Below are 21,730 nucleotides of genomic sequence, written 5' to 3'. Positions count from 1 at the left end.
TAAATTTACTTTCCCCGAAAATAGTAATTAATTAGATACCAAAAATATTTATTTAGTCATCGCCACCAGGTGTTTTGATTGGTGGTTTCGATGGTGGAATGGTACCATCACCAGGACCATCTGCATAAGTTGGTTTTTGATGATTAATAACTTTTTCAGTTTCCTTTTTTGGTTGTGTCTCATACTCGTCAGGAGTACAAGAAAATATTGTGAATATTGAAGCAAAAGCGACAAATAGTATGAATTTTTTCATTTTGATTTAATTTAGAAATTAGACATAGGTATTGCTGTCCGGGATGATCCAGAGTTTTTGGTTGGCAATACCAAATTGGTTTTTGGGAAGTCAACGGTGTAGAACTGTAAGACGTTTTTTTATACTTCCCGAATAAATCCGGTCTTACTGTTTTTTACACTGTTAATTAGAACTAGTTTTTTATTATTGTTTTAGTCTGCAGACAAAACTTGAACTAATTTCTATGGCAAAGAAAAGGTGCTTTGAGCCCATTGTTTATAGGGGATTCCCAGAATTCCCGCGTTTTCCTGAGATTCCCGAGAAATCCCGAAAACAAAATATAAAGCACAATAAATTTAGGCTCGTTAGAGCGTTTTATGTGAATCTAAAACTAAACTTGACCTTTATTTAATAGAGGCAAAAAGTCTTAAAAAGGTTGTCTTGACTATTAAAAAAAAGTTAAAAAATATAGTATTGAAGAGATCAATAAATTGATTTTAATGTTTGAACAAGTTTAATTGTTGGAAAACGAAAAATAAATATTAGAATTAGATACTCAAAATAGATTAGTTTTTGGCTGATTTTCATACTTATGGGAGTAGAAGTAAATAATAATCTGGAGGCTGTAAAAAATATTTTTTTTCATTTTGGTTTAGATTAAAAATTAGGCATAAGTATTGCTATCCAGAGTTTATCCAGAGCTTGTTAATAGTAGTTCCAAGATTGATTTTTGGGAAGTAAAGTGTGTAGAACTGTAAGACGTTTTTTATACTTCCCGAATAAATCCGGTCTTACGGTTTTTTACACTGTTAATTTGAACTAGTTTTATATTTTTGTTTTAATCTGCAGGCAAGACATGAACTAATTTCTATAATAAACGAAAGGCATTTTGAGACTTTTGTTTATAAGAAATTATCAAAAATTTCTGCGGTTTACTGAGATTCCCAAGATTTCCTATAAATAACCATATATATACCATGCATTCCAAAACATTAGAAGAATATAAAAAAGGCATTAAAATTAAATATGAGATCGTAAAAGAAGGAGAACACTTCGATTACTTGTATAATCCCTCTCGAGGAAAACTCCGCGATTTATGTTGGCTTATTTTTGAGAATAACCCAACTCAAGATGATTTAAATGTCTTTAAAAATTTATTGTGCTTAGATTTTGATCATACTAAAAAGAATAAGTTTAAGGAGCAAAAAGATAAGTTTAGGCCTATTGAGACCTTCTTTAAAGGCGAAACGGATCCGTTGAATATTGATGCAATAAATCTTGCGGCAGTTATAGTTGATTTTCAACCGCGCCCTTTTAAAAAGTTTAACGAAAAGTGTAGAATTGAAGAAACTAAACAAATTAAGACTGCCGATAAGGCAGAGATAGTCGTTGAAAGTGAGAAAGAAATCATAGAAGTAGATGGTTTTGTGAAAAAAGAAAATGAAGAGTCGAAAGAGGATCTTAAAAAAGGAAATTTATATTCTAATTTTCAAGATGTGTTTTCTAAAATAAAAGCTCAGAAAATAAATCCTGAAAAAATATTTATGGTTGGAATTGGAACAATAGCTTTGGTTTCTTCAGCATGTTTAAAAAAATTAGATCGAATGATTTCTAAATCTAAAGGAAGTTCCGGAGAAGCATTGTGAAAGTGAAAAATAAAATACTTAAAGAAGTAAAAAGAATAATTTTTTGAGAAGTAATTCTGGAGTTTAAAAAGTCTGTTTTTCGGCATATATTTACTGTTATTTACAATATAAAGATAAGTAAAACTTATCAAAAAACCTAGTAAATACAGGAGAAATCGCCATTTTTTATTGCTTTTTTACAAATAAATTTTTTAGTTTTTTTGCCTGCAATAACGGATTTAAAAAGCTGAAAAATTTGCTTTTTTGCGCTAATTGGATTGTAGTAAAATTATTTTTTGCAAAGTAAATTTTTCACGCAGATTTAAAATAATTTAAGCAGATGCACACAGATTTATTTTCTTTTTAATTTGCTTAAATCTGTAAAATCTGCGTGAAACAAGAACTTTTTTATTCTGTTTTTAAATTAAACAATTGTTACGCCGGAATCTTTGTAAGGTTTTAAAATTTCTTCTTCTGGAGAAGCATTTGTTACCAGAACATCAATATTGCTGATTGGACCAATAAAATAAGATTCGGCGGTATCTACTTTTTCAATAGAACTCAGTGCTATCACATAATTAGAATTTTGAATCATAGTCTTTTTAATCTGAGAATCCTCGTGTATAACGCCCGTAAGTCCGCGTTCGTGATGTATACTGCAAACGCCCAGAATACAAACATCAGCTCTGAAATTACGGAAGAAATCTATAGTTTCAATACTTGCCGTAGTAAAGGATGTTTTGCACATTTTTCCACCCGCAAAAATCAAATCAATATTAGGTAAATCTTCGATTAATGCCGCAACGGGAAAACTGTTTGTAATAACCGTTATTTTTAAATCATATGGAAAACTTGCCACTAAAGCCAAAGAAGTTGTTCCGCCATCAATAAATACAACCTGACCGTCTTTTAAATACGAGATTGCTTTTTCGGCAATGATCTTTTTGTTTTCGACGTCGTGTTTTTCTCTGCTTCTATAATGTAGCGGAATTGGAGAAGGAGCGACTGCGCCTCCGCGAACTGCTTTTAATAATCCCAGATCTGAGAGTTCTTTTACATCTCGTCTTATCGTGTCTTCAGAGACATTTAAGTAGCCGCTAAGTTCGAGTAATGTTACGCGATGCTCTTTTGATAAGTATTCTAAAATTACTTTTTGACGTTCTTCTTTTTTCATGTGATGCAACTTTATATTGCAAAAGTAAATTAAAATTGCAATAATTTGCAATATTTGCGTAATTTTGTTGCAAAATAAAGTTAAAAATGAAAAAGAAAACTATTGCTGTCGATATGGATGGCGTGCTTGCCGATATCGAGGCACATTTAATTGATTATTATAATGAAGCGAATGGAACAGCGTTAACAAGGGAAAGTATTCAGGGTTTGAGTGAAGAAGATGCTTTTGTAGAAAGAGATCTTTTGAGAGAAATTTTGAATAAAGAGAATTTCTTCAGAAACTTACCAGTTATGGACGATGCTGTCGAAAGTTTGCGTCAGTTGCAGGAAAACTTCGAAATATTTATTGTTTCTGCTGCTACGGAATTTCCGGTTTCGCTTGCCGAAAAAATCTTTTGGCTTGAAGAACATTTTCCGTTTATTAAGTGGGAAAATATTATTCTTTGCGGAAGTAAAAGAATTATCAATACAGATTTTATGATTGACGATCATCCTAAAAATCTGGATTATTGCATGGGAAAACCTATCATGTTTACAGCGTTTCATAATGTGAATAAAACGCATCACTTACGTGTAAATAACTGGAAAGAAGTTGTTGCAGTTTTGAATGAAACACTGAATTAATGTGTAAGCAAAAAGCCTTTCGGAAGTAGACTTCCGAAAGGCTTTTTGCTTTTTTAAATGTTTAAAAAAGAACTATAAATGAAGATCATTGTTGATTTCTACCTCATCAGATTCTTTGTAGAAATTCAATTCTTCTTCAATTTTCTTACGGTCTTTTTTATTTTGTTTTACCAGAAAGTAAACTAATAAAACAATCCCAATAACTATTGCGCTCAATACATACCAGTTGATTTCCATAATAATATTATTTAAGTTTATACTGAGTTTAATTCAATTTAGGTATTCTTAAATCTATTTTACGGTTTGGTTTTTAGGATAAGAAATCCCGAAACCATAATCCTGAATGTTTAATTGTTCTTTGTTGTGTGTCAAAATCTACATGAATAAGTCCAAATCTGGCATTGTAACCTTCTGCCCATTCGAAGTTATCAGTAAGACTCCAAACAAAATAACCATCAACATTATAACCGTCTTTTTTGGCTTTCAAAATCTGTTCTAAATGATCTTGTATATAATGTGTGCGCTTGATATCGTAGACTTTTCCGTTTTTAAGAATGTCTGGGAAAGCAGCACCATTTTCGGTAATTATAATTTTTTTGATGTTGTAACTATTGAATTTTTTAAGAACGTGATAAAGCGCCGGAGGATAAACTTCCCAACCCATATCTGTTGCAATAACATTTCTTTTTTCGGCACTAATTAATTCAGCACCAATATACGGAATTAATAGAGATGATTTTACAACTTCTCTCGTATAACATTGAAGTCCAATGAAATCAAACTCAAAAGCGAGATTATTTAAATCATTTTCAAGAATATAATTGTTCAGTTTTTTAAGAACCGGTAAATCTGCTTGCGGATAACCCAATCCTAAAATTGGCTCTATAAAAGTTCTGTTCAATAAAGTATCTACACGTTTTGCAGCTTCTATATCTTTTGGGGATTGAGAAAAAGGTTCAATATGTGTACACGAAAAAGTAGTACCAATATTAGCGTCCGGAATTAGATTTCTTAATTTTTTTCCGCCTGCAGCTGTAGCCAAAGTTACATGATGCATGGCTTTAAGATAATTGGTAATCCCTTTTTTTCCGGGAGCGTGAATGCCTAGGAAATATCCGGCTCCAGTAAAAACGGAAGGTTCATTGATAACCATCCAGTTTTTGACGCGATCTCCAAAATATTGTGCACAAACGGCAACATATTCTGAAAACCAGGAAACCGATTCTCGATTTGTCCATCCGCCTTTTACTTCTAAACTTTGAGGTAAATCCCAATGATAAAGTGTAATCCAGGGTTCTATTTCAGATGCGAGTAAAGAATCTATGATTTTGTTGTAATAATCTATTCCTGCCTGATTTACAGGATGAGTTCCTGTAGGCATAATTCGTGTCCAACTAATAGAAAATCTGAAATTCGGAATATTTAATTCGTTTATCAGGTCAATATCATTCTGGTAAGAATTATAGAAATCACAAGCAGTTAGTGCATGATGGCCATTTTTGATTTTTCCTTTTTGAGACGTAAAAACATCCCAGATAGAAGAACCTTTTCCGTCGGCATCATGTGCACCTTCAATTTGGAAGGCGGCGGTAGAAACACCCCACAAGAAATCTTGCCCAAATTGGTCTTTATGTAAAAATGCGGTATCAATTTTATTCATTCAATTGTGCTTTCCTTTTTTAATTTTGAATTTCTAATTTATTAATGAAGGAAAGAAGATTGCATAGCTCTTAAAAAAAGCCATTCTTTGAATGAAACCAAAAAATTTAGATTGAAGAATTTCATGACGTTTAGTTTTATTCAAATTAACAAAACTAATGTGAATTTATTGTAAAGTGATTATTATCAAATGATTAAATAAGGTGATCGCGATACAATGCATTAATCTTCCCAACCGCAAAGCGTGAGTCCGTAACCTTGTGCCTGCGAAATTGATACTTTTGTAATCTCATGTTTACAGGCAGTTAGTCCACGGCAATTATCAGTATAATGGTATTTTTTTGCGCCTGTTGCACCACAAATATATACTTTGGTTTCAAGCGGACAGAACGAAGTTAAGAACACAAAAAAGAACATCAGAATATATTTCATTTTGATAAGATTTGGGGTAAATGCAATCATTGCACTATTAAGAAATATTCATTTCCTTTTTCGTCAAAAGCTTTTAGTTTTCCATACGCGATCCATTCGGTTTTTATGTTGAGTTCCGGCACAGAATCATTGATTAGAATTCCTGCACCATATTTTCCTTCAACATTAATGTTTCCAAAAACAGAATCTCCTTTCATATCAACACCTTTTACATTATAATTATACTCATAATGACCAGAATTTCCGGTTCGGTATTTATAATGATATTGCGTATCAACATGATAAGTTTTGGCTTCTTCAGGAGTTATAGTCTTCCGATCTTCAGCAGTAATTACTTCCTTGTAAAATGTGTTTATTTTTTGAGGAGCCGGAGCAGAAGCATGTTTACAAGAAAGTATTCCAAGCGAAAGAAATGATAATAGGATTAGGTAATTTTTTTGCACAGGCGTTGAGGTATTTAGATAATCTTAAAACAGGTTTTAAAATCTTGTTATTTTTAAATAGTGATAAATCTAATTAGAATTACGTTCTTTAAAATGAGTAGTTATACGTGATTTTATCGAAAGATCTAATCGAGAAGAAAGTTAGTTTAAATAGAAAAAAGAGGACATTTCCGTTCCTCTTTAAAAGCTTAAATGATTTGGTTTTAATTTTAAACCATTTAAAATCCGGTATTATATTTCACATTAAATGAATGATCAGACATAAAAATAAGTCCGAAAAACTGAAAAAAGGCTAATATTGAAGGAATAAGTGTCCAACAAAATAATAGATAAAGAATCCCTTGGCCTGATTGCCCTAAATAAAATTTATGGATTCCGATTCCTCCCAAAAAGAATGTCAAAATTGCTGCGGTTGTTTTACTTTTCATAATTTACATTTTAGATAAAATTTCTGTTTTCTTTGAATCAAATTCTGTTTGAGAAATGATTTCGCTTTCTAATAATTTTTTTAGTTTTTGAAGTACTTCTAATGGATCTTCTTTTTGCTCGACATTTTGATGAGTTGGAATATTTGTATTTACTGTTATTCCTCCGCCAGCAATTGCTCTTTTATTTTCAAGATCATGTTCACGTCTGAAAACAACCATTTCTTCTTCTTTTTGCTGAGCAAATTGATATAATTTTCGGGCTTGAGCTTTTGGTAAATAATCAAGCATATTCACATGTCCTTTAATCGTCTTCATAGAAAAAGTTGCTCCCATAATTCCTTCTTTCATGTGACAATCTAATATGTCTTTCCAGGCATAATCCTGAAAATCCATCGATAATCCTAAATTTCTCGGTCTGCAGAAAATGATTCTTTTATTGGTTAAAGCAATACAATCCGGAGATAAATTTATAGCCGGTTTTTTTTGCACGGCGATATATTCTACTTCTTCACCAGAAGTAAGTAATCCGTTGACTTTTACTAATAGTTTTTCAACTGCTTTTGGGTCTTGTTCTTCGTTTAAGAATTTTTTTAAATCGTTTATCATAATAATTAGTTTTTATTCGGTTTCATATAATCCAACAGTTTCTAGTAACTCTTTTTCGAATTGATAAAGATCATCAATAGTCGAAATCGGTAGTTTTGTTTCGTTTTTATTGTCATTAAAAAGGCTGACATATTTTTTACTTCCATTAAGATGAAGACGGCAAAGAGGCTTACGATTATTATCGTCCAGCAAAATGCCAAAATAAGATTGTGTGTCACGGTAAACGATTCGTTTAGTAGGAAGTTTTCGTCTTAGTATCGCAACAATAATGCGATATCCGTCCAGTTCTTCTTCACTGGTAACAATTTTACTTTCTTCTTCCAGAGATTCAACTTGTTCATCTTGTTGTTTAATTGTTTCTTTGGTAAGAGCGGCTTTTAAACGATCATTTATTTTTTCGCTAATAAATTGGTTTAAGGATTTTTGAACCAAATCTTTAAATTCATCAACTACTTTTTCAGTTAATCTTCCGGTATAAACCTTATTTGCAAAATGCTTTGTGAAATCATTCGAAGGATTTTCCAGTTCAATATTGATTTGCTTTTTTATCTCTTTAATATATTTTAAAGAGCTTGCATTTGTAACAATATTATCAACGTTGAAACTGGATTTGTGAAATTTTGCAACCTCAGTAATTGTATTCTCTTTTAGATTTGTGATGTCAAATTCCAAAAAAGGCTTTTGATCCATTTTGTTTTTATCATCTAAATCTGTGAAAAATTGATACTGAATTCCATTTGTTAAAAGAGCAAATCGGGTTTTAGTAACATGAAAATAGCGGAATAATTGGGAATTATGTACCGTTAGATTTTCTTTCCAACTTTTGCATTCTACTATTATAATTGGTTCTCCGTTCTGAAAGATGGCATAATCTACTTTTTCTCCTTTTTTTAAACCTAGATCGGCAGTAAATTCAGGAACTACTTCCAGCGGATTAAAAGCGTCGTAGCCAAGAATATGTATAAATGGCAAAACAAAAGCATGCTTTGTAGATTCTTCTGTTTCAATTTTGCTTTTTAACTGATCGATTTTATCCGCCAATGATTTAAGTTGAATATTGATTTCCATAATATCTATTTATAGTTAGTATTTTAGTTTTTGATATTTCAAAAGTAAAACCAATCATAACCAGTATTTTACGGAAATCCATAATCCAATAAATATTTATATTTCAGCAATAAAAAAAGCCCCCGAAGGAGCTTTATAATTTAAAAAACAACATTATAATAAGATTAAATAATGCCCATATCTTTAGTAATAGAAACCAAATGAACGGTATTATTGGCTTTGAAAAAATCTTTTAGTCTCGAAAGTCTTTTTTCCATAGCACTTTTGCTGTTGGGTTTTTTACCTGAGTCTTTAAAGATTTTTATAATCTCATCTTGTGGAGTTCCTGATGATAAATATTTTAAAATTTCAATGTCTAAATCGTCTATTTCGAAATTGTTTTTTTCCTGAAGCGCAGAAGCAACTTCATGCGAAATGAATCTTTGATCTGAAGTAGAAATAAGATGAATTGCTTTTTTTAAATCTTCAATGCTATTTCGACCTTTTAATACAAAACCGTTAACATCTGAATTATCAAAAAGAGATTTAATTCGAAAGCTTTTATCTTCAACAGAATAAGCGATGATTTTAATATCAGGCTGTAATTCACGAACTTTTTCGATAAGTTCATCACCACACGAAATTTTTACATCACGATGGTCTTTTTTAAACGAAAGGTCACTGATTAATAAGTCATACGGTTCATTATCCAGAATAGCTTTTCGGATTTTTAAAAAGGCATCATCACAATATTTTGCATGTTGAAAATTTACAATATCTAAATCTTTTAAGGTTTGCTCGATTCCTAAATTTATATCTTCCAGGTCTTCGGCAATTATTACTTTTTTAAACATAGGCTTTTATTTAGGCAGCGTTATTTTTACTTTAAACCCTTTATCTGGTTCTGTATCAAAAGTAATAGTTCCTTTTATGGCCAGAATACGGTTTTCCATATTTTGCAAACCATTTTTAATAATTTGTTCTTTTTCACAGCCTTTTCCGTTATCTGTATAATCAATAAAAACTGTTTTTCCGTTGCTTTCAAATTTTACAACAACCAATGATGCGTTACTATGCTTTTTCATATTCACCATTAATTCTTTTAGAATTCTATGAATTGTAACTTTTTTGAAGTTATCTACTAATTCCCAATTTACTTTTTCAATATTATTGATGATTACGTTTGCTTCAGGACTATTATAAGTCGAAAGCATTTCTTTTAAGTTTACAGCGTAATTTGATGTAATATCAATTGTACTATTTTCTTGCGAAATTCTGCGGACGCGGGAATAAATATTGTCTAATTTGTGAATTAGAGATTCTTTTATAGTTATATCGGCTAAAGATTGCGTTTGAGTAAAAGTCATGACATGAAAAACATCATTAGCCAATTCATCATGTATGTCTTTGGCAATTCTGGTTTCCGTCTCATAAGTAGCTTTTATTTTTCCGATTCTGTTTTTATTTCGATAATACTTTCTTCCATAAATTAATACGGTGAAAAGAATAATAACTCCAAGAATAGAAAAGGTTCTTTGGTATTTGGCTTTTTGAAGTGCTAATTGATTCTCTACTTTCTCTAAACGTAATTTCTGATTTTCGTCTTTTTCTTTTTTGGAATCGTATTTAATCTTCGCAAACTTGTTTTTAAAGTTGTTTCGGATTTTAATAATACTATCATTTAAGAAAACAAACTTTTGAGCATATTTGGTATTATCGATGTCAGAATCATTAGAAATTAAAAAAGAAAGGGCTTTTAATCTTTCATCAATACTATTAGATGTTGTAGCTGATTGATATGCATTTAGCGCATGTTGATTTGATTTTTGGGGATTAATTTTGCTATAGTATTCGGCTAAATGAAGATTACTTTGTATAGAACCATAGGTATCATTGTCTCGATTTCTCATCTTAAGACTTTCTTCCATTAAGGAAAGACCTTTATCTAATAAGCCTTTTTTGAAGTACGCATAACCAAGATTATCTAGTATTCGGTATTTCTTTATAAGCGCTTCTTTTGTTTGGAAATTATTTTGGCTAAGTAAAGATTCTAAAATTTGAATTGCGGCATCATATTTTTTTTTCTCAATATAAACAGCAGCAATGTTATTTAAAGGAGATTGTTTTGAAGCTTCATTGTCCAGTTCTTTTATAGATTCCTTGTAATACGAAATAGCATCATTATATAAGGAGAGTTCTTTGTCGGCAATTCCGAAGAAATTATTAATAGAAGCGCTATAAACATCTTTCTTTTTAATATAAGGCAATGCTTCGGTTAATGTCTCTTTGCTGCCATAATAGTCACCATTTATTTGCTGTATCCAGGCCATTTGAATTAAACTATAGGCAATGTTGGCACTATCTTTTAAATTTTCATATAGTATTTTAGATTTATTGAAGTTGTAAAAAGCACTATTAAAGTTCTTTTCGTTGAGGTTTAATAATCCTTTCTCTCTTATTTCAAATGCTTTTTCTCTTGCAGCATCAACGTTGACGATTACTTTCGTTTTGTCTTTACAAGAAAGGATAATTAGAAAAATGATGAAACAAAAAAACGGGGATCGTAGCATAAAAGTTACTTTCCCCGAATTTATGAATTAATTATAAACCACCTTCTTTAATTTATGGTTTTTTTGGTGGTGGTGGAACAATGATTGGATCATCACCAGGTCCCGGAGGAGTAATCGGTTCTGTCATATAAGCTTTTTTGACTTCGGTTTTAGCTTTGTCTTTGTTTCCAGTTTCTAATTCGTCTGCTGTACAAGAAAATAATGTTGTACACAATAGCGCGCACGCTCCCATTGTAAATAAATTTTTCATTTTTTTGTGTTTTTTAATGATTTTTACTAAAGGGCATTGCCGTTCAAAAAGGTTCTGAACTTTGTTCGGGCAATACACCAAATTGCTTTGGGAAGTGGAGCACTTAGATCAGTAAGAGTAATATTTATACTTCCCGGATAAATTTCGTCTTACGGATTTCCGTACTTTTAATTGAACTAGTTTTGTATTTTTGTTTGAATCGCGATATCAAACATGAACTAATTTCTGAGACAAAGGAACAACGCTTATACCGCTGTGTTGATAAGGAATTCTGGGAATTCCTACAATGTTGAAGCCTTCCTGAAGATTCTTAGAAATTCCTAAAAATTCCTAAAGCCTATGCCAAACTTTACTATTGAAGATTACAAAGAAGCTATCAGAGCTAAATATGAAAAGGACATAAATAATCCACTTTCTGATAGTTTGACCTCACTTGGCCAAGCTTATTTGAGAGATTTTTGTTGGCAAAAATTTGAAGGAGAATTGAGTGAAGATGATAAGCGGGTTTTCAATTCTTTTTTTGGATGTGAGTTTAATGCTATCACAAGAACTTTATTCAGAGATAGCACAGATAGATTTAGACCTATTGGAACTTTTTTAAAAAGACAAACAGATTTAGCGAGTAGAGAAGCAGTTGATTTAACCGCAATTTTGGTTGATTTTCAGCACAGACCTTTCAGAAAATTTAGAGAAAAAGGAATTATTAGTTATTTAAAACATCCTGAAGATTCTATAATTCCAGAATCATCTAATGTGAAAGAAGAAGATATAGTTATAAAGGAGGAAAATGATAAGAATGAAACGATCAATTCTGATGAAACAATTTCGAATGATAATATAAAGGAAGAAAACCAAATAAAAGGTTTTGCAGATATAAAGCCAGATTTAGGTAAAGAGGAGGGAATTAAAGATTTGGAACAAGTTGAGGTTCTGACTATAGTTTCAAAACCTGTAGGAATAAAACCAACTGAAAGGATTGAGAAAACGATTTCCTATTTGTTACATAAATTAAAGAATACAGCAATTGCCACGTTACTAATCTTTGGATTAATAAGTACAGTAATTTATTTCGCTTTTTTTAAGAATGATTGTATGCAATGGACAGGAGATCATTATGAAGTGGTAGATTGTTCTTCTAAAGATGAAAGGAATTTAAACGAAATAATTCCGCTAGATGAGGAGCTTTTAGATTTTAGAAAATTAACAGCTTGCGATACGACCAATTGTTTTAGGAAAGATGGTGAAGCTTTTATTTGGTATACCAAAACACCAGATGGAGGAATTGACTTTTTCAATGATCATGGAAGACATCCTGAATACAACAGACCGCTTAGGCCAGTTTCTCATTATATATACAATAAATACCTAAAAGGTAAACCATGTAAGTAATATTGTTCTTTTTTGTTTCGATTTTTATGTTTAGGTAAGAAATTACATTGATAAATAAAATAATTATGTAAATGATAGCGAATATTATATAACATCTTTCATCGATGTTGGATATAATTTAGCCATATACAAATAATTAATTTTTAAAAGAAATCAAACATGAAAACTAAACGTATATTACTAGGACTATTATTGAGTATTGGATTATTTACAGTATCGTGCAGCAGCGATGATAACGAAGGAGAAACAATAATCCCAATTCAAGGGAAATACAATTTAAGCCAAACAGGAACAATTGTTGACGGAAAAGAAGTTTTAATTGATGCTCCACAAAATGCAGCTGGATGTCAAAGAGATTATTTAGACTTAAGATTGAGTAACGCAGCAGTTATTGGAGATTATAAAGGTTCTGATTGTGCCTTAACTGAAACTACAGGAACTTACGCAAGATCTCATAATGATTTAACTATTTCAGTAGGTAATGTAAGTTCTACTGCTGATATCATGAATCTAACGAATAAAGAGTTGAAGATAAAAGACAAAACAACTGGTATAATTACAGTTTACACTAGATAATTAGTCTACATCAGGAAAACAAAAAAGGGAAATAACTTTAAAGTTATTTCCCTTTTTTTATGGATTTTGTTTCTATAATTATTTCACCGGAATATAAATATCAAATGTGGCTCCAATATTTTGTTCGCCCGTTGCGGTGATAATTCCGTTATGATTGTCTACGATTTTTTTTACGATTGCAAGACCAATTCCCGTTCCGGTATATTCTAGTTTACCGTGCAGACGCTGGAAAACTTCAAATATTTTGGAACTATATTGTTGCTCAAAACCAATTCCGTTATCCGTAATTCTTATGTGACAATAATTCGTTTCGGCATTTAGTTTTTCATGATCTAAAGTTGATCCATTGACAATTTCGCAGTTTACTTTTATAAAAGTACGAGTTTCGAGTTTAGAAAACTTAAGAGAATTACTCACCAAATTGTACAATAATTGTCTAAACTGAAACGGAATTACATCTGCATTGCATGTATTTTCGACTTCAATAATTGCGTCTTGTTGTTCGAGTTCTTCTTTTAAATCGTCTTTTACCTCATCAATAATTTTAGCCAAATCGGTTTTTTCAAATACGCGTTCCTGAATATTCGTTCTGGAATATGATAGCAAATCATTAATTAAAGTTTGCATTCGTTGCGCTGCATTTTGCATTCGGAGGAATTTATCTTTGCCGGTTTCAGATAAATTGTCCAATTCTTTTTCCATGATCTGAGTTGCAAAAGTTTGTATTTTCCTTAAAGGTTCCTGCAAATCATGACTTGAGATATAGGCAAAAGACTGAAGCTCTTTGTTCATTTGCTCCAGTTCTGTATTTTTTTGTTCGAGTTCTAATCCGTTTTGTTTTAATTTGTCGCTGGCTCTCTTTTTTTCGGTAAGATCATGCGTTACTTTAGAAAATCCTATAACCTGATTTTTCTTGTTGTGAATTGCTGTAATCACAACGCTTGCCCAAAAATAAGTTCCGTCTTTGCGAACGCGCCAACCTTCCTGAGTTGCTTTTCCTTTTTCGATTGCAAGATTCAGAAGCTTTTGCGGAAGATTACTTGTACGATCTTCTTCGGTATAAAAAATAGAGAAATATTTTCCTATAATATCTTCTGCTTTATAACCTTTGATTTTCTCGGCACCAACATTCCAGTTTTCAATTATACCTTCATGATTTAGATATAAAATAGAATAATCCTGTACTTCTTCGACCATTAAATGATAACGTTCTTCACTTTTTCTAAGCGATTCATTTATTAGGCTTAATTCCTTAGTTCTTACAGTTACTTGTTGCTCAAGTTCGTGTGTAAATGCTTTTTCAGTATGAATATCCGTAAAAGCACCAACCCATTTTATGATTTTGTTTTCTTTATTAAAAACAGGTTCACCAATCACGGCGTGCCATCTGTAGTTTCCATCTTTTCGTCTTACGCGAACATCACATCTGTAAATGTCTCCGGTTTCTAAACTATGACTCCATATTCTAACATTTTCGGCATAATCGTCAGGATGAATCATGGCTTTCCATTCGGCTTCGCCAGCGGGTTTTATTCCAGTATATTCAAACCATTTTCCAGATGCAAATAAGGCATTTCCTTTTTCATCGGTTTCCCAAATTAATTGCGGAATACTCTCGGTTAACGAACGGAATCTTTTTTCACTTTCTTCGATTTTTTTACGCGCTTCAACTTTTTCGGTTACATCTATCAAAGTCATTTTTATTCCCGAAATACTACCGTCTGCTTCAAGTAATGGAGCATATTCAAAATCAATATACAATTGATGTCTTCCATTTTTACCATTAATATACAAGAGAGATTCTGACTCCGAATGAACTTCTCCGGTTTTGTAAACTTTGCTTAAAAGTTGACCATATTTTTGTTGTTCGAGTTCAGGGAAAATGTCAAATAAGTTTTTGTCCTGAACATCGCTTTCTTCTTTTTTCCAGATATTTTTAAGAAGCGCAATATTGGCAATTTCGATTTTCATATTGCCTCCTTTCAAAATTGCTTTTGGTACAGGAGATTGCATTACGAGATTTCGGAATCTTTTTTCGCTTTCTTCGAGCTCTTGCTGATGATTTTTTTCATCAGTAATATCTCTTATTGTACCTATTAATTTCTCAGGATTGTTTTTATCATCATAGAAAACTTTTCCTTTGCCTTCCATCCAGTGAATCGATTGATCATTCCAGATCATTCGGGCTTCATAATTCAAATATCCTGAAGTCAGCGCTTCTTTAAAAGCTTTATTTCGAATATGCATATCATCCGGATGAAGATGTTTTAGCAATTGTTCGTGCGATAATTCTACATTATCGGTATAACCGCCAACGATTTCCAGATATCTTTTAGAATATTTAGGTTCTCTGGTTTTTACATTCAGTTCCCAAGTTCCTAGTTCGCTGGCTTCTACTATAATTTGAAGTCTTTCTTCGTTTTGTTCTATTTTTTTCCGAACCTCAACTTTCTCGCTGACTTCGGTAACGGTTACAATAATTCCTGAAATTTTTCCGTCTTCTTCTTTTAACGGATGATAAAGAAAATCAAAATAGGAGATACTCAGTTTTCCATAACGTTTTAGCGGAATCGGAACTTCATTTCCATGAAAAGGAATTCCGGTTGTCAAAACACCATTTAAGAGTGAACTCACAGATTCTTCAACTTCCGGCAAAGAATCAAATAAAGGTCTTCCAACAAAATCAGCTTCTTGTCTGTCGACTAATTTTAGATAAGCTTCATTGGCTGTTTCGACCATAAAATTGGAACCGCGTAAAATCGTAATCCCAACAGGAGCTTGTTTTACCGTATTTCTGAAACGTTTGTCTGCTTCTTCAATTTTTTTCTTCGCTACGTTCAAATCAGTCAGGTCAACTCCAGTATTCATTACGGCATAAACATCTCCATTTATATCGAATAAAGGTGTTAAACTGTAGTTGAAATAATAGGTAAGTGGTTCTCCATCAATGGTAAGATCAAGCGGAGTATTTTTTGTATGAAACGATTCTCCCGTTTCCAGAACGGCATTAATTTGTTCAAATACCAATTGATTGTCCAATTCAGGAAGAACATCTTTAAATGATTTTCCGATGACATCGCTGCCTTTTCCCCATAATTTAATAATAGAATCGTTTGCCAATTCTACAATCATTTCTTTACCAACATAAACGGCGATAGGAAAAGGGGCATTCTCGACAAGTTGTCTTATTTTTTGTTCACTTTCTTCGACTTTCGAGCGTGCTAAAACTTGTGGAGTTACTTCGATCGCTATAGCAAAAACACCAGATATAGTTCCGTCAGTTTCTTTTAGCGCCTGATAAACAAAATTGATATAAGTAGTTTCGACTTTTCCGTTTCGTGGCAATAGAATTGGAAGTTCATTCGCAACAAATTTTTCACCGGTTTGATATACATTGTCCAGTAAAACTTCGAGATCCTGATTTTGAGCTTCGGGCAAGGCTTCAAAAATAGGTTTGTTAATTACCTTTTCATATTCCGTTCCCCATAACTGAATCATTTGCGCATTGGCAATTTCTACAGTATGATTTTTACCTCTAAAAACACACATTGCGACAGGCGCCTGCATGATATTATTTATAAATCTTATATTACTTTCCTGTAATGCTTTGGTTGCTTTTTTCTTTTCGGTAGTTTCAATTACGGTTACTAAAACACCGCCAATTGTTCCGTCTTCTTTTTTAATTGGACTATAGGAGAAATCAAAATAACATTCTTCATCAAATCCGTTTCGGTTTAAAACCACCATAAAATCAGGAGAACTAAGCGCTTTTCCGGTCATAACCTCGCCAAACATCGGACCAATAGTATCCCAGATTTCAGCGAAAGTTTCTTTTGAACTTATTCCTAAAGCTTCGGGATGTTTTGTTAAACCCAGAATAGGGCGAAAACCATCATTATAAAGTTGTGTGTAATCATTTCCCCAGGCAATATACATCCCAAACGGATTATTGAGCATTACGGAAACCATTGTACACAGACTTTGTGGCCAGGTTTCGGGATTTCCTAAAGAGGTTTTACTCCAATCTTTAGAACGTAATAATTCTCCCATTTCTCCACCATCGGCCAGAAAATAATGCTCCTTATTTGCGGGTTTCATTCCAAAAACTATTTAGGGTTGAAGAATAAAATTTGCCCTGATGGGTTGTTTGAAATTATTTTCAGATGTTACGGCTAATGCATTGCCAATAACCTTTTTTAACTTAGAAAATTCGCCGGGTTTGCGAATGTAATAAGTAGCACCTTTTTCGTACATTAAATCTACAATGTCAATATCCAGAGAGGTTGAAAATATTATTATCGGAAGGTTTTTAAGTTCTTCTTTATCCTTTATTTCAGCCAGACATTCATGACCATTTTTGCGGGGCATGTTGAGGTCAAGAAACAGAATATCAGGTAAATCTCCCGATGAATTCTCTCCCAAATAATTCATTAATTGCACGCCGTCATTAACAGTTACAAGAGATACCGGAAGCTCTAATTCGTCTAAGGCTTCTTTAAAAAAAGCGCAATCATCCTGATCATCGTCCGCTAGTAAAAGATTGTAATTCTGCTTGTTCATTTTATAGTAGGATAAAATTTTATATAAATCAATTATGATTTATTTCTGCTAAGATAGAGCTATTTTTATTACAAAGAGTAAAGCTTATTATAATAAATTTAACTCTTTTGAATGATAATTCATAATTGAGTTTTTAGCATAATCCATTCATTTATAACAATTATAGAAAAATAAAGGCTTTATATAGAAACAAAAAAAGAGCTGTTTTTTATTACAGCTCTTTTATTAAAAAAAAATAATCCAACAAATGATACTTTATTAGAGACATTCTACTCCCGAGATCTGAAGCAGAATGTTCTAATTAAAAAACAAGTAATCGCATTTGTTACAGCAAACATTTCTGTTACTGTAAATTTTTAGAATACACCAATATAATGGTTTCCAGGCTTGTTGATTAGTTTTGCACCTTTAGTAACTGCTCCGCTAGGAATATCAATTACATAGATGTTTCCGTCTTTTCCAACTGGTGTAACAGCTATATAAAGTTCGTTTCCATCTACTACAAAACCTTGGTATTGACCAAAATCTAAAGCTGGATCATAAGCAATACCTTCTACTTTTTGAACTGTTTTTGCATTCAGGTCAATTCTGGCTACAAAACCTTGTTCACCAGCTCCGGCGTGCGTATAAAGTGCATAAGCAATTCCGTTTCCAGCATATCTCCAAGCGTCGATATAAGATCCTTTTACGCCAAGAGCAGTATCTAAACTAAGAACAAAAGAGTTGTCGTATTCATTATTTTGGTTGATTCTTAGAATGTAAGAACCTTTATCTGTGTCTCTTTGAGTTGCCTGATAAATATTACCGTCTGTTCCTAAAAAGCTGTTGAAACTACGGAAACCACTTGTGTCTCCAAAACCAACTGTAGAGGTAATAATTTTTGGATTTTCTAACGAAGGATAATCTACCACAACAGATTTAGAACCTAAACGATTAAATGTAGCTTCGTTTTGTCCCGTAGCCGGATTTGTTTTACGCATCCATGTACCAACGATTAATTTGTTTCCTGCTTTGTTTAATGTCGGAGCATCCAAACGGAAAATATGATGTCCAAGTGATTCTTCTTCAGCAGTCAAAGGAAGTTCATATTGTTTGTATCCTGAAATCAAAATATTTTTAAGATCTAATCCTAAAATTGTTGCAGTTCCTCTTGTATGTTTATACGTTTTATCGTCATTTGTTTTGATTACAGGAGCAGTTACATTTACTGCAACACCAGATTTATCTCCGTCAAAAAGTTTGTTCCATCTTGGTGAAGTTCCCGCATATTGAGAAATATTTACTGTCGTTCCTGATTGTGTAAAATTTTTGGCTCCGTTTACTTTATACGTCATAAACTCTCCACCGTTTGCACCAGTATAAGTAATGTTAAAAAGTGTGCTTCCGTCTACAGACGATTGCAAACGAGCAGTTCTGTTCGATTGAACCGGCATTCCGCTTTCATAAACATTGATAGAATAGTTTGGATCTTTTGCATTTTGCTTCGTTACTGCATAAACCATAGTTCCACCGTTTCCGTCTCCAGGCGCATCTTGCATTAAAGCTCCCGAAACTGTGATCCAACGATCTGGAGTTTCCGGATTTACAGGATCTGTATTTTTGTCGTCATTGCTGCTGCAACTTACAGTAAATGATAATGTGCTTAAAACTAAACCACATGCAAGTAGTTTGAACGTACTTTTTCTCATATTCATTGTTTTAAAAAATTAGATATTAAAAATTATTGATGGTATAATTCAGCTTTAGATAAAAGGCGCGTCCGGGTTTTTGAACGGCGTAATTATCGAAAATCTGTTTATCGAAAATATTTTTGGCATCAAAACTTACTACAAACTGTTTATTCGGAAAAGCATAACTCAAACCTAAATCCTGTGAAAATTGTGCAGGTGTTTCAGAGTTAATTACATCGATCCAAAGCGTTGCAAACGGATCAACATAACCGCAGTTGTAGTAGAGATTTAATTGTGAATTTTTTTGAATCAGTTCTTTAAAGTTGTACTGAACGTTTGCATTTACAGTAAAGAAAGGTTCATTTGGCAATTGCTTGTTGTAGTTTGATAATTGACCTCCATTATTATCAAATTGCATTTTGAACAACGAATTGAACTTTGACATATTCATCGAAATAAACAAACGATCTTTGAAAACATAATCAAAAGAAGCTTCAAAACCAATGGATTGCGTTTTTCCTAAATTTTCAAAAGGCAAAGTTTGAATCGCATCATTTACACGATTTCCCGAAGTTCGAACAATTTTATCTGTTGCATTTCGAATAAAACCTGAAGTTGCAACCGAGATTTTATGTTGGTTTGTTTTGTAAGGACCAAATTGAAATCCAACATTTAAATTATCACTTTGTTCCGGTTTCAAATCAGAATTTCCGGTTATGTTTTCGCCTGGATTTCCAAATATTTCAATTTCGTTTGGTAATCGAATCGCTTTTTCAGCAGATGCCGAAATCATTATTTGTGGCGTAATGAAATAAGAAGTTGCAAGTCCGTATCCAAAAAATGGAGTAGTGCTTTGATTTAGTTTTTCGACGATAACATTCTGACCATTTTGATTTACGATTTCCGGTTTACTTTCGTTTACTTTTTGTTCATAAAACTTCCCGAAAATATTGGTTCTTAAACGAGAATCAAAAGCCTGCATTTCATAAGCCAGAGAAGTAACGGTTTTTTGTAAATCGCGAGTTGCTTCAAAATCATTTTGAAATTCCGGTTTCAATAAATCGTCATCATTTCTGTCAACCATATAATATAAATTACTAAAAACGATTCTGTTTTTTTCATTGATATTATAGGTAAATATGCTTCTTGAACTTAAAATATTACTTGTAATTGTATTGATTGTTGGTCCGGTTTGTTGCGCACCGGTATTTGATAAAATTGGCGTACCGTATAATCCAAGTGCTTTTTCTCCATACCAATTGTAATTCCATTTTACGGTATCATTTACCATTTCATGTCTTTTACTATAAACTGTATTTGTGGAGAAATCAAGACTTTTAAAAAGGAAATCTTTTTTCGAATAATTCAAACTTATCGCCGTTGCATCAGCTTCAGAAAAACGTCCTTTATAAGGTTTAGTCATATATTGACCGTGCTGAATTTGGTTGTGATCTTCGGACATATTTAAGCCAATTAAAAAAGTGTCGGCCCATTTAACATCTGTAAAACCGGCTTCAAATCTTCCGCCATAAGATCTGTATCTATTTTCGAAACGCTTTACTCTCACATAATCATATCGTCCGTCAGGCAAAATATTGTAAATAAATCTTCCCCAAACCTCATAATCGTTATCCGAATAATTATAGAATCCCGAACCTTTTAAAGTAAAACCAGATTTGTCGCGATAGGTTGTATTAAAATTAGATTGAGCAGTATTGAAAGAGCCATAAGAAACAGAAGCATTTACCGTGTTTTTTGCACCTTTTTTTAGTATAACATTTATGGCGCCGCCCAAAGCATCGTCTGCTAAATTTGCTGGCGTAACTCCTTTATAAACTTCGATTCGCTCAATTAATGCAGGTGGAATACTGTTGAGGTTAAAAGAAGATCCGTATGTAGAAAGCGGAATTCCGTCAATAAAAATTCTAATAGAGTTTCCAGACATTCCGTTGAGGTTATAATTAACGCTCGAACCCATTCCTCCGTTTTGTCTGATTCTAACTCCTGCAGAACGATCCAGTAATTCATTGGTTTGGAGATTTCTTTGAGCGGCATCTTTTGTTTCAATTACGTTTACCGAAAAACCTTTGTTTTGAATTTCTTTTTTTACCGATGTTTTTTGAACAACAACTTCTTTTAAAGCTTTTGGATCATTTTTTTCAAGAACAATATTTAGTTGTTGTGAAGTGCTGTTTAGCACAACATTTATGGTTTTTGCTTTCGCTTCAAGCGAAGATATTATCAAACTGTAATTTCCGTATGATAATCCTTTTATTTCGAATTGACCGTCGTTGTCAACAACAACAAATTTCTGAGTTTCTGTAACTGTTACCGAAGCTCCAAATGCAGACTCAGTACTTCCAAAAGTTACTTTTCCGGTAATATTTCCTTTTTGAGACCAACCTGAAAAATGAACGAACAAAAACACAAACAATAGAAAACGCAT

20 protein-coding genes are annotated in these 21,730 nt (G+C 32.5%); 4 read left to right on the top strand and 16 right to left on the bottom strand.

All coding sequences use genetic code 11. The annotated features are described in order from the left end of the window. Positions 1 to 52 precede the first annotated feature (52 nt). Entirely contained in the window at positions 53 to 253 is a 201-nt protein-coding gene (locus tag WN975_RS12700; protein ID WP_337966866.1) for a hypothetical protein, read from the bottom strand. A gap of 956 nt (positions 254 to 1,209) precedes the next feature. Here WN975_RS12700 and WN975_RS12695 point away from each other — a divergent pair. Continuing rightward, positions 1,210 to 1,878, top strand: coding sequence for a hypothetical protein (locus WN975_RS12695; protein ID WP_337966865.1), 669 nt, complete (start codon positions 1,210 to 1,212; stop codon positions 1,876 to 1,878). 403 nt (positions 1,879 to 2,281) lie between these two features. On the opposite strand, the gene WN975_RS12690 is transcribed toward WN975_RS12695, so the two are convergent. Further along, positions 2,282 to 3,031: a DeoR/GlpR family DNA-binding transcription regulator gene (locus WN975_RS12690; protein ID WP_337966864.1), complete on the bottom strand. Its 750-nt coding sequence runs from the start codon at positions 3,029 to 3,031 to the stop codon at positions 2,282 to 2,284. A gap of 86 nt (positions 3,032 to 3,117) precedes the next feature. Here WN975_RS12690 and WN975_RS12685 point away from each other — a divergent pair, with 86 nt between their 5' ends. After that, a complete protein-coding gene (locus WN975_RS12685) occupies positions 3,118 to 3,654 on the top strand; it encodes a 5'(3')-deoxyribonucleotidase (protein ID WP_337966863.1) in 537 nt (178 codons plus the stop codon). 72 nt (positions 3,655 to 3,726) lie between these two features. On the opposite strand, the gene WN975_RS12680 is transcribed toward WN975_RS12685, so the two are convergent. From WN975_RS12680 to WN975_RS12635, 10 genes are all read right to left on the bottom strand, one after another. Further along, positions 3,727 to 3,891: a hypothetical protein gene (locus WN975_RS12680; RefSeq protein WP_337966862.1), complete on the bottom strand. Its 165-nt coding sequence runs from the start codon at positions 3,889 to 3,891 to the stop codon at positions 3,727 to 3,729. 73 nt (positions 3,892 to 3,964) lie between these two features. Further along, a complete protein-coding gene (locus WN975_RS12675; protein ID WP_337966861.1) occupies positions 3,965 to 5,314 on the bottom strand; it encodes a GH1 family beta-glucosidase in 1,350 nt (449 codons plus the stop codon). Positions 5,315 to 5,535: 221 nt separating this feature from the next. Then, positions 5,536 to 5,745 (bottom strand): hypothetical protein, encoded by a 210-nt coding sequence (locus WN975_RS12670; RefSeq protein ID WP_337966860.1) that lies wholly within the window; start codon positions 5,743 to 5,745, stop codon positions 5,536 to 5,538. Between the two features lie 26 nt (positions 5,746 to 5,771). Beyond that, complete coding sequence (locus tag WN975_RS12665) at positions 5,772 to 6,188, bottom strand: hypothetical protein (protein ID WP_337966859.1); 417 nt, start codon at positions 6,186 to 6,188, stop codon at positions 5,772 to 5,774. 218 nt (positions 6,189 to 6,406) lie between these two features. After that, complete coding sequence (locus tag WN975_RS12660; RefSeq protein WP_337966858.1) at positions 6,407 to 6,616, bottom strand: TM2 domain-containing protein; 210 nt, start codon at positions 6,614 to 6,616, stop codon at positions 6,407 to 6,409. Positions 6,617 to 6,619: 3 nt separating this feature from the next. Next, on the bottom strand, positions 6,620 to 7,222 hold the full coding sequence (locus tag WN975_RS12655; protein WP_337966857.1) for a PH domain-containing protein: 603 nt from the start codon (positions 7,220 to 7,222) through the stop codon (positions 6,620 to 6,622). Positions 7,223 to 7,234: 12 nt separating this feature from the next. Then, positions 7,235 to 8,290: a type I restriction enzyme HsdR N-terminal domain-containing protein gene (locus tag WN975_RS12650; RefSeq protein ID WP_337966856.1), complete on the bottom strand. Its 1,056-nt coding sequence runs from the start codon at positions 8,288 to 8,290 to the stop codon at positions 7,235 to 7,237. A 164-nt stretch (positions 8,291 to 8,454) separates the two neighbouring features. After that, positions 8,455 to 9,123, bottom strand: a complete 669-nt coding sequence (locus WN975_RS12645; protein WP_337966855.1) for a response regulator — start codon at positions 9,121 to 9,123, stop codon at positions 8,455 to 8,457. A gap of 6 nt (positions 9,124 to 9,129) precedes the next feature. Then, positions 9,130 to 10,839, bottom strand: coding sequence for an ATP-binding protein (locus tag WN975_RS12640; protein ID WP_337966854.1), 1,710 nt, complete (start codon positions 10,837 to 10,839; stop codon positions 9,130 to 9,132). Between the two features lie 52 nt (positions 10,840 to 10,891). Further along, on the bottom strand, positions 10,892 to 11,089 hold the full coding sequence (locus tag WN975_RS12635) for a hypothetical protein (RefSeq protein WP_337966853.1): 198 nt from the start codon (positions 11,087 to 11,089) through the stop codon (positions 10,892 to 10,894). A gap of 339 nt (positions 11,090 to 11,428) precedes the next feature. On the opposite strand from WN975_RS12635, the gene WN975_RS12630 reads away from it, so the two are divergent. Both WN975_RS12630 and WN975_RS12625 read left to right on the top strand, forming a co-directional pair. Next, on the top strand, positions 11,429 to 12,478 hold the full coding sequence (locus tag WN975_RS12630; protein WP_337966852.1) for a hypothetical protein: 1,050 nt from the start codon (positions 11,429 to 11,431) through the stop codon (positions 12,476 to 12,478). A 159-nt stretch (positions 12,479 to 12,637) separates the two neighbouring features. Continuing rightward, the gene (locus WN975_RS12625) at positions 12,638 to 13,054 is read left to right on the top strand and encodes a lipocalin family protein (RefSeq protein WP_337966851.1); all 417 of its coding nucleotides are present in this window, start codon (positions 12,638 to 12,640) and stop codon (positions 13,052 to 13,054) included. 78 nt (positions 13,055 to 13,132) lie between these two features. On the opposite strand, the gene WN975_RS12620 is transcribed toward WN975_RS12625, so the two are convergent. The 4 genes from WN975_RS12620 to WN975_RS12605 all read right to left on the bottom strand — a co-directional run bounded on the left by WN975_RS12620 (position 13,133) and on the right by WN975_RS12605 (position 21,730). After that, positions 13,133 to 17,152, bottom strand: a complete 4,020-nt coding sequence (locus WN975_RS12620; protein WP_337966850.1) for a PAS domain S-box protein — start codon at positions 17,150 to 17,152, stop codon at positions 13,133 to 13,135. Positions 17,153 to 17,164: 12 nt separating this feature from the next. After that, positions 17,165 to 17,614, bottom strand: coding sequence for a response regulator (locus WN975_RS12615; protein WP_337966849.1), 450 nt, complete (start codon positions 17,612 to 17,614; stop codon positions 17,165 to 17,167). A gap of 356 nt (positions 17,615 to 17,970) precedes the next feature. Next, on the bottom strand, positions 17,971 to 19,308 hold the full coding sequence (locus tag WN975_RS12610) for a hypothetical protein (protein ID WP_338140819.1): 1,338 nt from the start codon (positions 19,306 to 19,308) through the stop codon (positions 17,971 to 17,973). A 19-nt stretch (positions 19,309 to 19,327) separates the two neighbouring features. Continuing rightward, positions 19,328 to 21,730 carry a TonB-dependent receptor gene (locus tag WN975_RS12605; RefSeq protein WP_337966847.1) on the bottom strand — a complete coding sequence of 801 codons (2,403 nt, stop codon included), beginning with the start codon at positions 21,728 to 21,730 and terminating at the stop codon, positions 19,328 to 19,330.

Source organism: uncultured Flavobacterium sp., from assembly GCF_951805225.1.
Classification (GTDB): Bacteria; Bacteroidota; Bacteroidia; order Flavobacteriales; family Flavobacteriaceae; genus Flavobacterium.
This window is presented reverse-complemented; position numbering and strand designations above follow the sequence as displayed.

Coding starts and splice junctions, on each gene's coding strand:
- WN975_RS12700 (WP_337966866.1), bottom strand. CDS start 253: ATGAAAAAATTCATACTATTTGTCGCTTTTGCTTCAATATTCACAATA.
- WN975_RS12605 (WP_337966847.1), bottom strand. CDS start 21,730: ATGCGTTTTCTATTGTTTGTGTTTTTGTTCGTTCATTTTTCAGGTTGG.
- WN975_RS12695 (WP_337966865.1), top strand. CDS start 1,210: ATGCATTCCAAAACATTAGAAGAATATAAAAAAGGCATTAAAATTAAA.
- WN975_RS12640 (WP_337966854.1), bottom strand. CDS start 10,839: ATGCTACGATCCCCGTTTTTTTGTTTCATCATTTTTCTAATTATCCTT.
- WN975_RS12685 (WP_337966863.1), top strand. CDS start 3,118: ATGAAAAAGAAAACTATTGCTGTCGATATGGATGGCGTGCTTGCCGAT.
- WN975_RS12670 (WP_337966860.1), bottom strand. CDS start 5,745: ATGAAATATATTCTGATGTTCTTTTTTGTGTTCTTAACTTCGTTCTGT.
- WN975_RS12635 (WP_337966853.1), bottom strand. CDS start 11,089: ATGAAAAATTTATTTACAATGGGAGCGTGCGCGCTATTGTGTACAACA.
- WN975_RS12650 (WP_337966856.1), bottom strand. CDS start 8,290: ATGGAAATCAATATTCAACTTAAATCATTGGCGGATAAAATCGATCAG.
- WN975_RS12655 (WP_337966857.1), bottom strand. CDS start 7,222: ATGATAAACGATTTAAAAAAATTCTTAAACGAAGAACAAGACCCAAAA.
- WN975_RS12620 (WP_337966850.1), bottom strand. CDS start 17,152: ATGAAACCCGCAAATAAGGAGCATTATTTTCTGGCCGATGGTGGAGAA.
- WN975_RS12610 (WP_338140819.1), bottom strand. CDS start 19,308: ATGAATATGAGAAAAAGTACGTTCAAACTACTTGCATGTGGTTTAGTT.
- WN975_RS12615 (WP_337966849.1), bottom strand. CDS start 17,614: ATGAACAAGCAGAATTACAATCTTTTACTAGCGGACGATGATCAGGAT.
- WN975_RS12660 (WP_337966858.1), bottom strand. CDS start 6,616: ATGAAAAGTAAAACAACCGCAGCAATTTTGACATTCTTTTTGGGAGGA.
- WN975_RS12645 (WP_337966855.1), bottom strand. CDS start 9,123: ATGTTTAAAAAAGTAATAATTGCCGAAGACCTGGAAGATATAAATTTA.
- WN975_RS12625 (WP_337966851.1), top strand. CDS start 12,638: ATGAAAACTAAACGTATATTACTAGGACTATTATTGAGTATTGGATTA.
- WN975_RS12675 (WP_337966861.1), bottom strand. CDS start 5,314: ATGAATAAAATTGATACCGCATTTTTACATAAAGACCAATTTGGGCAA.
- WN975_RS12630 (WP_337966852.1), top strand. CDS start 11,429: ATGCCAAACTTTACTATTGAAGATTACAAAGAAGCTATCAGAGCTAAA.
- WN975_RS12680 (WP_337966862.1), bottom strand. CDS start 3,891: ATGGAAATCAACTGGTATGTATTGAGCGCAATAGTTATTGGGATTGTT.
- WN975_RS12690 (WP_337966864.1), bottom strand. CDS start 3,031: ATGAAAAAAGAAGAACGTCAAAAAGTAATTTTAGAATACTTATCAAAA.